Source organism: Corallococcus aberystwythensis (assembly GCF_003612165.1).
Lineage (GTDB): Bacteria > Myxococcota > Myxococcia > Myxococcales > Myxococcaceae > Corallococcus > Corallococcus aberystwythensis.
In genome coordinates this window covers 1-12626 of the sequence record NZ_RAWK01000279.1, presented here as the reverse complement: position 1 = coordinate 12626, position 12626 = coordinate 1, and the positions used below count along the sequence as shown (strand labels likewise).

The 12626-nt window shown below is 70.6% G+C and carries 12 protein-coding genes; 10 read left to right on the top strand and 2 right to left on the bottom strand.

The window, feature by feature from the left end; translation table 11 throughout:
- The 4 genes from D7W81_RS33865 to D7W81_RS33850 all read left to right on the top strand — a co-directional run.
- Positions 1 to 2195, top strand: a 2195-nt coding sequence (locus D7W81_RS33865) for a coiled-coil domain-containing protein (protein ID WP_120559536.1), incomplete at its 5' end; no start/stop codon positions are given.
- Positions 2196 to 2208: 13 nt separating this feature from the next.
- Entirely contained in the window at positions 2209 to 3414 is a 1206-nt protein-coding gene (gene hemW, locus D7W81_RS33860; protein ID WP_120559533.1) for a radical SAM family heme chaperone HemW, read from the top strand.
- 29 nt (positions 3415 to 3443) lie between these two features.
- Positions 3444 to 4262: a tetratricopeptide repeat protein gene (locus tag D7W81_RS33855; protein ID WP_120559535.1), complete on the top strand. Its 819-nt coding sequence runs from the start codon at positions 3444 to 3446 to the stop codon at positions 4260 to 4262.
- Positions 4263 to 4276: 14 nt separating this feature from the next.
- Positions 4277 to 5833, top strand: a complete 1557-nt coding sequence (locus tag D7W81_RS33850) for a DUF4388 domain-containing protein (protein ID WP_120559532.1) — start codon at positions 4277 to 4279, stop codon at positions 5831 to 5833.
- A 25-nt stretch (positions 5834 to 5858) separates the two neighbouring features.
- Here the strand turns inward: D7W81_RS33850 and D7W81_RS33845 are convergent, their stop codons facing one another.
- A complete protein-coding gene (locus D7W81_RS33845) occupies positions 5859 to 6527 on the bottom strand; it encodes a hypothetical protein (protein WP_120559531.1) in 669 nt (222 codons plus the stop codon).
- Between the two features lie 243 nt (positions 6528 to 6770).
- On the opposite strand from D7W81_RS33845, the gene D7W81_RS33840 reads away from it, so the two are divergent.
- Genes D7W81_RS33840 through D7W81_RS33815 form a run of 6 tightly spaced genes read left to right on the top strand, consistent with a single transcriptional unit; the run spans position 6771 to position 11469 of the window.
- Positions 6771 to 7535 carry a TadE/TadG family type IV pilus assembly protein gene (locus D7W81_RS33840; protein WP_120559534.1) on the top strand — a complete coding sequence of 255 codons (765 nt, stop codon included), beginning with the start codon at positions 6771 to 6773 and terminating at the stop codon, positions 7533 to 7535.
- A 47-nt stretch (positions 7536 to 7582) separates the two neighbouring features.
- Positions 7583 to 9076 (top strand): hypothetical protein, encoded by a 1494-nt coding sequence (locus D7W81_RS33835; protein WP_306440930.1) that lies wholly within the window; start codon positions 7583 to 7585, stop codon positions 9074 to 9076.
- On the top strand, positions 9073 to 10146 hold the full coding sequence (locus tag D7W81_RS42110; RefSeq protein ID WP_147445716.1) for a hypothetical protein: 1074 nt from the start codon (positions 9073 to 9075) through the stop codon (positions 10144 to 10146). The genes D7W81_RS33835 and D7W81_RS42110 overlap by 4 nt, the downstream gene beginning before the upstream one ends.
- On the top strand, positions 10140 to 10997 hold the full coding sequence (locus D7W81_RS33825) for a hypothetical protein (protein ID WP_120559528.1): 858 nt from the start codon (positions 10140 to 10142) through the stop codon (positions 10995 to 10997). Before D7W81_RS42110 ends, D7W81_RS33825 begins: the two co-directional genes overlap by 7 nt.
- A 20-nt stretch (positions 10998 to 11017) precedes the next feature.
- On the top strand, positions 11018 to 11290 hold the full coding sequence (locus D7W81_RS33820) for a hypothetical protein (RefSeq protein WP_120559527.1): 273 nt from the start codon (positions 11018 to 11020) through the stop codon (positions 11288 to 11290).
- A complete protein-coding gene (locus D7W81_RS33815; protein WP_120559526.1) occupies positions 11287 to 11469 on the top strand; it encodes a hypothetical protein in 183 nt (60 codons plus the stop codon). The genes D7W81_RS33820 and D7W81_RS33815 overlap by 4 nt, the downstream gene beginning before the upstream one ends.
- A 34-nt stretch (positions 11470 to 11503) precedes the next feature.
- Here D7W81_RS33815 and D7W81_RS33810 read toward each other — a convergent pair.
- The coding region (locus D7W81_RS33810) for an ABC transporter substrate-binding protein (RefSeq protein ID WP_147445715.1) at positions 11504 to 12626 on the bottom strand (1123 nt) is incomplete at its 5' end.

Here is a 12626-nt window from a genome sequence, read left to right as displayed (position 1 = left end):
GGGTACCGGCGACCCCCGCGCCCATTGGCGGAGGCGGGTTGCCCACGACCACCCCCCCGTCCCCGGCGGCCGCGGCGCGCAGTCCCGGCAAGGGAGACCCCTTCGCGGAGCCCGCGGAGCCCCGGCTGCCCATGGGCGGCTCGCCGGAGGACAAGCTGGAGTTCTTCCGGGGCATCCTGAAGCAGAAGACGGAGACGCTGGCCCGGGCGCGCGCGCTGTACGCCGAGCGCGACGGCGAGGTGGCGCAGCTCAAGGCCGCGCTGGAGAAGGCGCGCAAGGAAGGCGGCGGTGCTCCGGCGCTGTCGTCGCAGGACGAGCAGCGGCTGAAGCTGGCCCAGGTGCGGATCGCCTCGCTGGAGGCGGAGCTCGCCGCGTCGGAGGCGGACCGCAAGGACCTCTCACGCGCGCTGGCGGAGGTGGAGTCGGAGATCCCCCGGCTGACGGAGGAGCTCCAGGCGGAGCGCGAGTCGCGCGGCGCGATGGCGGAGGAGCTGGTCGGCGCGAAGGAGGCGCTGGGGCTCGCGCAGGACCGCGTGGCGGAGCTGGCCTCCGGCAAGTCCGAGGCGCAGGGCGCGCTGGAGGCGGTCCAGGAGCAGTACCAGTCGGTGCTCGCGGACGTGGAGCGGCTGACCGCCGAGCGCGACGAGCAGGCCCTGCGCATCAGCCAGCTGGAGACGGGGCTCGCGGAGGCGCAGGGCGCGATGGGCGCCCTGGAGAGCGAGAGCGACTGGTCGCGCAGCTCCCTGGAGGAGGCGCACGCCCACGCGAAGGTGCTGGAGGGCGAACGGGACGCCGCGCGCCGGCAGCTGGCGGTGGTGGAGGACGGGCTCAAGACGCTCCAGACGCAGGTGACGGAGCTGGAGCGCTCGCTCGCGCTGAAGGACGCGGACGCGGTGGGCCTGCGCGCCGCGCTCACCGCGCGCACGGCGGAGGCCGCGGAGCTGCCCTCGCTCCGAAGCGCATTGGAGGGCCGCGCCGCGGAGGCCGCCCGGGTCCAGGCGCGCGTGCGCGAGCTGGAGGCGGAGGTGGCCCAGGCGCGCGAAGCCGTGCGTGCCGAGGTCGAGGCGGCGGAAGTCCGCGCGCGCATGGCCGAGTCGGAGCTGGCCTCGCTGCGCGAGGTGCTGGAGGCTACGGAGGTCGAACAGGTCTCGCTGCGCGACCGGATGGAGTCGGACGCGGCGGCGCTCGGCGAGGCGGTGCATGAGGCCGAGGCCCGGGTGCACGCGGCCGAGGCGAAGGCGACGGCGCTGGAGGCCCAGCTGGCGGAGCTCACCGCCCAGGCCGCGGCCGTGCAGGCCGAGCGTGAAGAGCACCAGCAGCAGCTGGCCGCCGTGGAGCGGAAGCTCGCCACCACGCAGGCGGAGCGCGTGGGCTACTCCGCGCGCGTGTCCATGCTGGAGACGGCCGGCGGCCAGCGCGAGGCGGAGCTGCAGCGCCAGCAGGCCCTGGTCGCCAAGGCCCAGGAGGAGCTGTCGCTGGAGCGCGCCCGCCGCGAGGCGCTGGAGGCCGAGGCCGCGGACGCGCGGGTGAACGCCGCCGAGGCCGAGGCCCGCGTCGAGGCGCTGAGCTCCGGACAGGACGGTCAGCGCGAGGAGCTGGTCGCCCTGAACGAGCAGCTGGAGGCGGCCCGCGCGGAAGCGGACAAGGTGGACCGGCTCCAGCAGCGCGTGAAGATGGTGGAGGGCGCGCTGGAGGCCTCCGAGGCCAAGCGGCGCATCGCCGAGGCCCAGGCGGCCCGTGTGAAGGACCTGGACGCGGTGAAGGCCGCGCTCCAGTCGGAGCAGGGCGCGAAGGCGCTGCTGGAGGCACAGCTCGAGGAGGCCCGCGCCGCGATCGAGGCGGAGCAGGCGGAGCGGGCCGCGCTGGAGGCGAAGCTCGGCGAGGCCCGGTCGCATGGCCAGGCCGGTGACGCACGGCAGGCGGAGCAGGCCGCGCTGGAGGCCCGGCTCGCCCAGCTGGATACCTCGCTCAAGTCCGAGCAGGCGGCCCGTCAGGCGCTCGAGGCGAAGCTCGCGGCGGCGCCCGCTTCGGGAGCAGACGCGCCCGCGGACTGGATGTCGGAACGTGACCAGCTCAAGGCGGACATCGCCTCCATGAAGCGCAAGCTGATGGCGGCCGAGGCAGCGCTCGAATCGGCTGCCAGCACCAAGGCGAAGGTGGCGCGTCTGGAAGCGCAATTGAAGGCCCTGAAGTAGAGGTTGGACCTCCATGTCCTTCGCCGCGCCCACGGATCCGCTGACGGGGATGCAGGCGGCCCGCTTCGGGCTCTACCTGCACTTCCCGTACTGCCTGGCCAAGTGCCCCTACTGCGACTTCGCGGTGGCGGTCGCGCGCCAGGTGCCGGAGGAGCGGTACGCGAACGCGGTGCTGGCGGAGCTGGACGCGCGCCTCGCCGCGGATCCGTCGCTGCGCACGAAGCCCCTGGAGTCCCTCTTCCTCGGCGGAGGTACGCCGTCCCTGTGGCACCCCCGCTACGTGGCGCGCGTGCTGGAGGGCATCGCCGCGCGCCTGTCGCTCGCCGCCGGGCTGGAAATCTCCCTGGAGGGCAACCCGGAGCGCGCGGACGCGGAGCGCTTCGCCGGCTACCGCGCCGCGGGCATCAACCGCCTGTCCCTGGGCGTGCAGTCCTTCCAGCCGGAGACGCTGAAGGCGCTGGGCCGCGCGCACGACGCGGCCATGGTGGAGGGCGCGGTGGCGGCGGCGCGCCAGGCGGACTTCCCCGTGGTGGCGCTGGACTTCATCTACGGCGTGCACGGCCAGACGCTCGCGCAGGTGGAGGCGGACGCGCGCCGCGCGGTGGCCCTGCAACCCGAGCACCTGTCCACCTACGCGCTGACGGTGGAGCGCGAGGTGCTGGCGGAGTCCACGCCGCTGTCCAAGCAGCTGGAGCGCGGCGAGCTCTCCCTGCCGGAGGATGACGACGTGGTGGCCATGGCCCGCGTGGTGCGCGACGTGTACGGCGCCCACGGCCTCGCCCGCTATGAAGTCTCCAACCACGCGCGCCCCGGCTTCAGCTCGCGCCACAACGCGCTGTACTGGACCGGCGGCGAGTACCTGGCGCTGGGCGTGGGCGCCACCGGCATGCTGCTGTCCCCGGAAGCCCACCGCTACGTGAACCTCCGGAGCCCGGAGGCGTACCTGCGCGCGGTGGAGGAGGGGAGGGTGCCCGAGGCAAGCCGCGAGGACCTGGGCCCCGAGGAGCTCTTCGCCGAGCGGCTGAGCATGGGCCTGCGCCTGGTGTCGGGGGTGGACTGGGAGGCCGTCTGTGAGCGATACGGCCAGCCCGTGGAGCCCCGGCGCGCGGAGGTGGAGCGGCTGGTGGCCCATGGCTTCGCCACCCGTCACGGCCGCAGGCTGGCGCTGACGGAGCGGGGGGCGGACGTGCACAGCGCCATCTGCGCGCGGCTGCTTTAGGCGTTTCCAGGAAGGACGATTCAACCGTGCTGACCAAGTGGTTCATGTGGATGGGCCTCACGATGCTGACGGGCAGCCCGCTGCTGTCGTTGGTGCTGCTGGCCGTGCTGATGTTCGCGGCGGACCGCTTCACGCTCCAGCTGTTCCCCAGCCCCGTGCGCGCCTTCAAGCGCTGGCAGCGCGCGGGCGAGCTCGCGGGCACCATCCTCACCAACACCCACGACCGCCGCGCCCGCGCGGAGCTGGCGGACCTCCGCGTGGGCCAGAAGCGCTACCAGGAGGCGGTGGACCTCTTGCGCCCCAACCTGGACGCGGGCGACGACGACGTGGACACCCTCTACCTGCTGGGCGTGGCCTACCTGGGCGCGGGCGACGCGCCCAGGGGGGAGCTGCTGCTCACCGAGGCCGAGCGCCTGGACGCCGACTACCGGCAGGGCGCCATCGACCTGGAGCGCGGCCGCTTCCGCCTCCAGCGCGGCGACTTCAAGGGCGCGCGCGAAGCCCTGGAGCGCTTCCTCCAGGTGCGTCAGGGCTCCGTGGAGGGTCGCGTGCTCCTGTCGCGCGTGCTGGACAAGCAGGGGCTGGACATCGAGGCGAAGGACGCCCGCGACGCCGCCTGGCGCGAGTACTCCGTCGCCCCGCGCTTCCAGAAGCGCCGCGACCGCTGGTGGGCGTACCGGGCCCGCCCGTCCCGCCCGCTGACGTACGCCGCCGTGGCCCTGCTGTTCATGGGCTTGGGGGCGTACCTGACCCGCTACCTGCCCACGCACGACGCCGCCGGCCCCTACGGCGCCTATTACGACGAGCCCTACGCCGCGGACGACATGGGCGGCGACGACGCGGAGTAGTAGTCTTTCCGCGCATGTTCCCCCCGCCGTCCCAGGTGCTGCGCCAGCGCGAGGGCCTGCTGGCGGACACGCCCTTCCCGCTGCTGCTGCACGCGCTGATGGTGGAGGAGCGCACCTGCACGCTGGAACTCAAGGTGCGCCAGCGCGAGAAGCGCATCACCTTCGAGGACGGCGCGCCGGTGGCGTGCAACTCCAACCTCCTGCACGAGACGCTGGGCAAGTACCTGGTGGAGAAGGGCCGCCTGACGGAAGGCGACTACCAGAAGGCCCTGGGGGAGAGCGTGTCCTCGGGCCTGCAGCTGGGCGCGCTGCTCGTGCAGAAGGGGCTCATCAGCCCCTTTGACCTCTACAAGCAGCTCCAGGCGAACCTGGCGCACAAGCTGCTGGACTGCTTCCGCTGGACGGATGCGAAGTACCGCCTCATCGCGGACGTGGAGAACCCGGACGCCACCGTGCGCGCCAACACCGCGCAGCTCATCCTCACCGGCGTCTCCACGCAGCTGCCCTTCGACACCGTCGCCACGCACTTCACCTTCACGGACGACCGCCGCTTCGGACAGATGCCCGGTGTGGAGTCCGCCCCCAAGCTGTCCTCCAAGGACGCGCGCCTGTTCCAGGCCCTGCGCCAGCGGCCCACCTTCAACGAACTGTTGGAGCGCACCGGCTTCGACATGGACGTCGTGCTGCGAAGGCTCTACGCGCTGTGCCTGCTGGGCGTGGCGGGCTTCGTGGAGGACGTGGACGCGCGCGCCCAGGCGCTGGCCCAGAAGGCCCCCGCCGTTCCCATTCCGGAACACGCGCCGGAGCCCGTCCCCACGCCGGTGCCCGTGCCGTCCCAGGCTCCTGCCGGCACGCCCTTCGCGGATGAAGACGAGGCCGCGCGCAACGCGCTGGTCGGCGCGTTCCTCAACCACCGCAGCCTGGATCCGTTCGCGCTCCTGGACGTGCCGGAGGACGTGCAGCCCGTGGCGCTGAAGAAGGCGTTCCTCGCCGCCGCGGAGCGCTTCTCCCCGCTGCGCTTCCAGACCGCGGAGCTGAAGGAGAAGGCGGAAGGGATGCTCGCCGCGTACGCGCGGGCCTACGGCGCGCTGTCGGAGCCGGAGCAGAACACCCTGTGGAAGAAGCGCCGGCAGGCCCAGCGGGAGAAGGCGCGCCAGAACACCGGCCGGCCCTCCACCGCGGAGCAGTTCCGCATCCGCACGGACCTCTTGGACGCCACCACCCAGTTCGACGAGGGCAAGCGGCGCCTGGAGGCCCGCAACTTCGCGGGCGCCTTCGAGTACTTCGAATACGCCTGCGACATCGACCCCCGGCCGCTGCACCAGGTCCACCGCGCCTGGGCGCGCTACCTCATGAAGCCGGAGGCGCACGGGCGGCTGGTGCTCCAGGAGCTCCAGGAACTGACGCGCCAGGAGCCCGGCCTGGAGGAGGGCTGGGCCTTCCTGGGGGACGTGGCCCGGGGCGAGGGCCAGTGGGCGCTCGCGGAGGACGCCCTGCGCAAGGCCTTCAAGTTGAACCCCCAGCAGCGCCGCTACGTGGCGCTCATCCAGGAGATTGCCCGGCGGCGGTGAGGCGCGCCGGGCACCCCCGCGCGGGCTACATCTTGCTGATGGCCGCGCGGTCCGTCGCGTTCAGCCCCTTGCCGTCTTGCAGGTGGTTCACCGCCACCTGGATGTCGCCGGCCTCCTGGCGGGAGATCTCCTTGCCCTCCAGCAGGGTGAAGAGCTCCTGGAAGTCCGCGTACTGCGTGACGGGCCCCAGGTCGTACTCGTCATCGGTCGAGCTGGGCTGACGGGGGCCGTTGGCGCAGTACATGAGGACGGGCGCGAAGAAGCGCTCCCCCGCCGGTACCTCGATGGTGATGCGCTGCGTGAGCAGGCCGTTCTGCGTCTTCAGGTTCCGCGACACGAAGATGAGGCCCGGCGGGAGCGTCACCGTGATGGGACCGCCGGTGCGGTTGTTGAAGATGAGGCACAGCTTCACCAGATCGCCGTGGCCGTAGGACTCATTCCGGTACTTGTCGTCGCACTCCAGCGGATCCTCCGGCGAATAGCCCCGGGTGGGGGTCTCCAGCTCCAACCCCGCTGGCAGCGCGAAGGGCGCGCCCTCGGGCGCCGCCGTCGACCTGCCCAACCCGGGGCGATCCGCCCCGCCGCCGCCGCCGCCGCCGCCGTCCGGGGTGCCGTCCTTGCCGTCGTCGCTGCAGGCCGCCAGCAACGCCACCGCCAGCGCCACCCCCCACCGCTTCGCCTTGTGCCAGTTCATCCATGCCTCCTGGGCCACGTCTTCGGAGTTCCGTGCCAACCCCGGAGCCTCGTGCCAACCATGGAGGGCGCACAGCGTCAAGCATCCAGGAATCCCCGTGCCCGATAATGTCCGCAAGGCCTCCGGGCGGCTTGTCCTCCCGGCCAGTTGGCCGATTCCCTCCGGGCTACCTCCCGGGGATATGGTGCAGGCGAGGGTCGGGAAGGCTCCCACCTTTCGGGGATTCTGTTCCAGGGGCGAATGATGCGGCGCAACGACGAATCAGGCCAGGTCGCGGTCGAGACGGCCATCGTGCTTCCCCTGTTCGTCTTCATGCTGCTGGGCATCCTGCAGCTGGGGCTGATGCACCAGGCGCGGCTCCTGACGAAGTACGCGGCCTACAAGGCCGTGCGCGCGGGCTCGCTGCACAACGCGGACGTGGGCGCCATGGAGCGCGCCGCCGTGGCGGTGCTGCTGCCCATGGCCAGCCAGGCGGCCAACAGCGGGGGCGCGGAGGTCATCAAGCCCGTCAACGACGCATCCTCCTTCCGCGACAAGTGGGAGTCCGGCTTCAAGGACAACCAGATGCCGGACGCCGACCTCAAGTTCGCCGAGGTCACCATCTGTGGCCCTCTCAAGGGGGACGTGAGCAGCGGCGTCACCCAGTCCGGCAAGGAGATGGACTTCGACAACCCGAAGGCCGCGGTGGGCGGGGGCAGCTGGGACGACAGCCTTCGCACGAAGCTGCGCGTCCAGGTGACGTTCAATTACCGCCTGCCCATCCCGTTCGCGGACGTCGTCATCTACAACATCGCTCGCGGGCTGGAGATCCCCTGGGTGCTGCGCCTGGGCAAGACGTCGAGCCGGCGCGAGTTCGTCAATGGCAGGATGTCCGCGTACGACTCCGCCGCCGGCAACAAGATCTACATCCTGCCCATCCGCGCCACCTACAACATGCGGATGCACTCCAACTTCTACCTCACCCAGAAGGCCCTCCCCGAGGACAACCAATGCATCTTCCCGTTCTAGCCTCGAGGCCGTCCCGGGTCCGGCGGCACGCGCGGGGACAGTCCCTGGTGCTGGCGTGCCTTTCGTTCCTGCTGCTGGCGCTGATGGTGACGCTGAGCTTCAACCTCAGCCACGCGCTGCGTGAGAAGACGAGCCTCCAGCAGCACAGCGACGCGCTCGCCTACTCCATGGGCATCGTGGAGGCGCGCGCGCTCAACTACTACTCGGTGAGCAACCGTGCCATCGCGTCCGCCTACGTGGGCATGACGTCCGTGCACGCGTACATGGCCGCGGCCAGCGCCACCGGCGACATGATGCGCGCCGGCCGGATGAGCTTCTTCATCATCGCGGGTCTGGAGTTCGCCCAGTGCCCTCCCTACAACTTCCAGCACTGCGTCGACGGCTTCGAGGCGCTGATGGTCGCCATGGACTACAGCGACGCCGCCGACAAGTACGACGGGAAGGTCAAGGACCAGGAGAGCAAGTTCAACAGCGTGGTGAAGGGGTTGGACGGGATGGCCAACCAGATCCACAAGTCCCAGTCGGGCGTGCACCGCCAGGTCAAGGGCGTGGTGTCCAATGGCACGGGCGCGGACCTCCAGCGGTTGACGGATGAGAACGTGCCGGGCGCCAGCGCGCTGGAGAGCGGCGTGGGCCGCCTCAACGCGGGCGAGTTCGACTGCGCGGTGGATGGCTATGACTGCGACTCCGCCGCCAGCACCCGCAAGGAGTCCCGCGCCCGGGTGATGACGGAGGTCTCCAACGCGTCGCGGCCCTCCTGGGCGGCCAACCGCAGCCTGCCGATCCTCATGGACGGCGTGCCCAGCTACCTCAACAGCGACTTCCTGACGGAGCTGCTCAAGGACATCCCCTCCGAAGGCACGCACATCGGCGTTGGCCACAAGGGCACCGCGAAGACCACCCAGACCAAGAGCAACATCCACGGTCCGGGCCAGGTGGGCGGCAACGAGGGCAAGGTCGTCGTGGCCGACGAGCACGGTCGCCTCATCCAGCAGTGGCGCCACGGCTTCGGCACCGGCGGCTACGAAAGCCTCATCGCCAGCGACGAGAACGGCAACGACCACGAGCCGGACGGCGCCCACAGCGACGCGCACACCGAGTTCAACGGCATCAACACCGACGACCTCGTCGGCTGCTCGGAAACGGCTAACTGCTTCATGAAGTTCCGCGCCAACGATGACCCCGACGACAACTGGGGCCAGCCGGCCGTCTACAGCTACGTCACCAAGCAGTTCTTCGTTGGCGACTCGACCAAGGCGCCCTGGGAGCTCAACGACACCGGCTCCTTCACCCTCACGCACGGCGACCAGGGCGACGGCCAGCTGCGGCTCGCGCCGGGCGAGGGCGCGGCCCTGTCCAAGGCGCTCGTCTACTACCACCGGTTCGGACCGAACGGCTGGCGCGAGGCCCCGGGCCTCTTCAACCCCTACTGGCGCGTGAAGCTCCACCCGTTCACCGCGGAAGAGGCGCGGCGGGTGCTCAACGCGGCCGGCAATTCCGACGCGGCGAGTCTCGCGGAAGCCGAGGACCTGACCCTATGAACCGCACGAACCGTCACGGCCGCGCGGCCCGGGGCGCCGCCACGGTGGAGATGGCGCTCTCGATGATCGCCCTCATCCCCATCTTCATGTACGCGCTCTTCCTGGACGACCTCCTGCGCTATTCGCTGGACGCCCAGGAGACCGCCCTCTCCACGGTCTGGGACTTCACCATCCAGAACTACAACGAGGACCTGAAGAAGGAGGGCGGTGGTGGCGCGGGCCCCCAGGGCGGCTCCACCCAGGTGCAGCACAACGCCCGGCTCACCTTCTGCGACCACGAGTCTGGCGCCAACCGCACGGACTCCAACGCGGATTGCGAGGAAACGGGGCACCACAAAGCCGTCGTCGCGCACGTCTGCTGGCTGAACGACAACGCCTGGCAGGTCACCTGCGAGGAGCCGCTGCGGGGCGTCGGAGCGCTGAACGGCGACGTCGCGAGCACCTACCACGGGCGGTACACCAAGGGGGGCTACATCCGCTGCTCCGCGAAGGCCGTGGTGGAGAACTACCTGCTGCCCAAGCAGTTCCTGCCCCAGTTCACCAAATCCGGGACGCCCGACCTGTCCAAGCAGAACTGGAGGCACCACGGCGGCGAGGGGCAGATCCACGGGAACGCCCAGGGCGGCAGCGACAGCAACGCCTACTTCCTCAAGGAGCAGCGGCTGGGCATCGTCACCGACAGCTGGGCGCTCACCGAGGACGCGGACATCAGCCCCAGCGACTCCAGCGGTGAGATGTACGACCGCGTGGAGACCGTCTACACCGGCGTCAGCGACTTCAACACCATGCAGTCGTCCTTCCAGGACTTCCGCAGCGGCCTCACCGAAGAGCTGCTGGACGACACGTACCTCATGATGTTCGAGGACAAGCCCACGCGGCCGTACCTGTCCATCCACCCGCACCTGGCCGGCATGCAGACGCCCGCCAACGACGTGGAGCAGGAGGGGCAGGGGCGGCGCTACTTCAACCAGGAGTGGCGCGACTGGGATGACGACAAGAACCAGAACACCTACCAGCACGGCGAGCGCGGCAACTGGTACATGGGCTGCAAGGACGCGGAGTCGTGCTGAAGGGAGTGTCCTCTCGGCCCGCGTTCCGCATCGGCTCGGTGCTGGTGACGGTCGCGGTGGCGGGTGGCCTCATCGGTATGGGGCTGGAAGAGGTGCGCTACGGCGGGAGCACGGAGCTGGAGCGCGCGGAGGCCGCGGCGGACGCGGTGGAGCAGGAGGCGCGCACCCTGCGGCGCTCGCGCCAGGACGAAGCCATCCTCGCGCGCACGCTGTCGTATTTCCCGCCCTACCCCAACGGGGGACGGCCGGAGGCACTGGCCGCGGACTACCTGGGGCCGGACGCGCCCATCGCCGTGGCCTTCTTCGAAACGAAGGACTCGTCGGACCAGGTGCTCCAGCACTACCGCAAGTTCCTGTTGGACAAGGGCCTGCCGGTGGTGGGCCTGCGCTTCAACCAGAACGCGGGCTACGTGGGCTACTGGAGCCCGTCCACGGAAGAGGTCCGGTTGATGTCCACGATGCGCCAGGGAGACACCACGGAGGTGTTCGTGTCCACGGCGCGCGTGGCGAGCTACCTGGAGCGCGACTCGCAGGTGCCGTCGTGGGTTCCGGTGCCGCCCAGTCTCAAGGACGCGACCTCGCTGTCGCTGCGGATGGAGGGCTCCACGCAGGTCTCGGTGTCCGGCCTGGTGCCGGCCGCGGCGCTGCCGGAGGTGGAGCAGCAGTTCCGCGAAGCCCTGCGCGCGCGCGGGTGGACCGTGTCGGAGTCCACCGTGTCGGGCTTCCAGGAGTCCACATTGGATGTGACGCACACAGGCCTGCGCGGACAGGCGATGCTGCGGCAGCCCACGGCGCAGCCGCAGGTGGAGTTCTACCTGACGCTGATGAAGGCGGGGCAGGCCGCACCATGAGCCGGCGCGGAAGGGGACGGATGATGAAGCGTTTCACGATGACGGTGCTGGGATTGGGTGCGGCGAGCCTGCTGTGGGCGATGCCCGCGAGCGCCGAGAGCCCGCTGGCCCGCTGCGAGCGCCGGTGCTCGGCGGACAAGGTGCTCGCGGAGAAGACCTGCAAGCAGTACGCGAAGAACGGCGCTCCCCAGTGCATCCAGGCGACGGCGAAGGTGAAGGAGAAGTGCCTCAAGTCCTGCCAGGAGAAGGCCGCCGGCAAGCGGAGCAGCGGCGGCTCGGAGGCCACGCCATGACGCCCCGGACCTCTTCCCGCCGCCTGACACGCGGCCAGGCCATGTCGGAGTACGGCGTCATCACGGCGGCGTTCTTCGGCTTCACCGTGCTCAGCTGGCCGTTCCTCATCCAGCTCTTGCGCGCGCTCAACACCTACTTCCAGTCCATCTACTACATCATCCAGTCGCCCATCCCCTGACGCGAGGGGACGGGCGGCCGGAGCACTCCGGCGCTCAGGGCTTCACGGTGGTGACGAACACCGCCTTGCCGCCCTCCACCTTCATCACCACGGCCTGCTTCACCGCGTCGCGGTTGGCGTCCAGGTTGATGGTGCCGGCGACGCCCGGGAAGTCCTTCGTGGACGCGATGGCGTCGCGGATGGCGGGCCCGCTGGTGTCCGGCGCGCGCTTCATCGCATCCACCAGCAGGCGCGCGGCGTCGTACGCCAGCACCGCCACGCTGTCCGGCACCGCCCCGTAGGCGGCCTTGTACTTCTTGAGGAAGTTCTGGACGACGGGGTCCGGGTTGTCCGGCGAGTAGTGGTTGGAGAAGTAGCTGCCCTCCAGCGCGGAGCCGCCCAGTTCGTACAGCTTGTCGGAGTCCCACCCGTCACCGCCCAACAGCGGCACGCGCAGGCCCACCTCGCGCGCCTGCCGCGCGATGATGCCCACGTCCGTGTAGTAGCCCGGGACGAACACCGCCTCCGGCTTCATGTTCTTGATGGACGTGAGCTGCGCGCGGAAGTCCGTGTCGCCCTTGGAGTAGCTCTCGTTGCCGCTGATGGTGCCGCCAAACTCCTTGAACTTCTGGTTGAAGACCTCCGCCAGCCCCACGGAGAAGGCGCTCTTGTTGTCCGTGAGCACCGCCACCTTGGACAGCTTGAGGTTCTCCCGCGCGAACTTCGCCATCACCAGGCCCTGGAACGGGTCGATGAAGCAGACGCGGAAGATGTAGTCGCCCTTCTTCGTCACCTCCGGGCTGGTGGAGGTGGGGGTGATCATCGGGACCTTGCCCGCCTGCGCCTTGTCCGCCATGGCCATGGACACGGACGACGCGGCCTCACCCAGCAGCGCCACCACCTTGTCCTGCGCGATGAGCCGCGTGGCGGCCTGGGCGCCTTCCTCCGGCCGGCCCTGGCTGTCGTAGACGCGCACCACCAGCTTCTGGCCGCGCACGCCGCCCGCGGCGTTGGCCTCCTGCAGCGCCAGGTCGATGCCGTTGCGCGCGGAGATGCCGAAGGTGGCCTCGGAGCCGGTGAGGCTGCCCACCTCGCCAATGAGGATGCTGCCCGCCGGCGGAGGCCCGGGAGGGGCGGCGGTGGCGCTGCCGCCCTGCGTGGCGGGCGCGGGCGCGGGG

Excerpts from the sequence above, each read along its gene's own strand:
- hemW (WP_120559533.1), top strand. The coding sequence starts at position 2,209 with ATGTCCTTCGCCGCGCCCACGGATCCGCTGACGGGGATGCAGGCGGCC.
- D7W81_RS33850 (WP_120559532.1), top strand. The coding sequence starts at position 4,277 with ATGTTCCCCCCGCCGTCCCAGGTGCTGCGCCAGCGCGAGGGCCTGCTG.
- D7W81_RS33845 (WP_120559531.1), bottom strand. The coding sequence starts at position 6,527 with ATGAACTGGCACAAGGCGAAGCGGTGGGGGGTGGCGCTGGCGGTGGCG.
- D7W81_RS33840 (WP_120559534.1), top strand. The coding sequence starts at position 6,771 with ATGCGGCGCAACGACGAATCAGGCCAGGTCGCGGTCGAGACGGCCATC.
- D7W81_RS42110 (WP_147445716.1), top strand. The coding sequence starts at position 9,073 with ATGAACCGCACGAACCGTCACGGCCGCGCGGCCCGGGGCGCCGCCACG.
- D7W81_RS33820 (WP_120559527.1), top strand. The coding sequence starts at position 11,018 with ATGATGAAGCGTTTCACGATGACGGTGCTGGGATTGGGTGCGGCGAGC.
- D7W81_RS33815 (WP_120559526.1), top strand. The coding sequence starts at position 11,287 with ATGACGCCCCGGACCTCTTCCCGCCGCCTGACACGCGGCCAGGCCATG.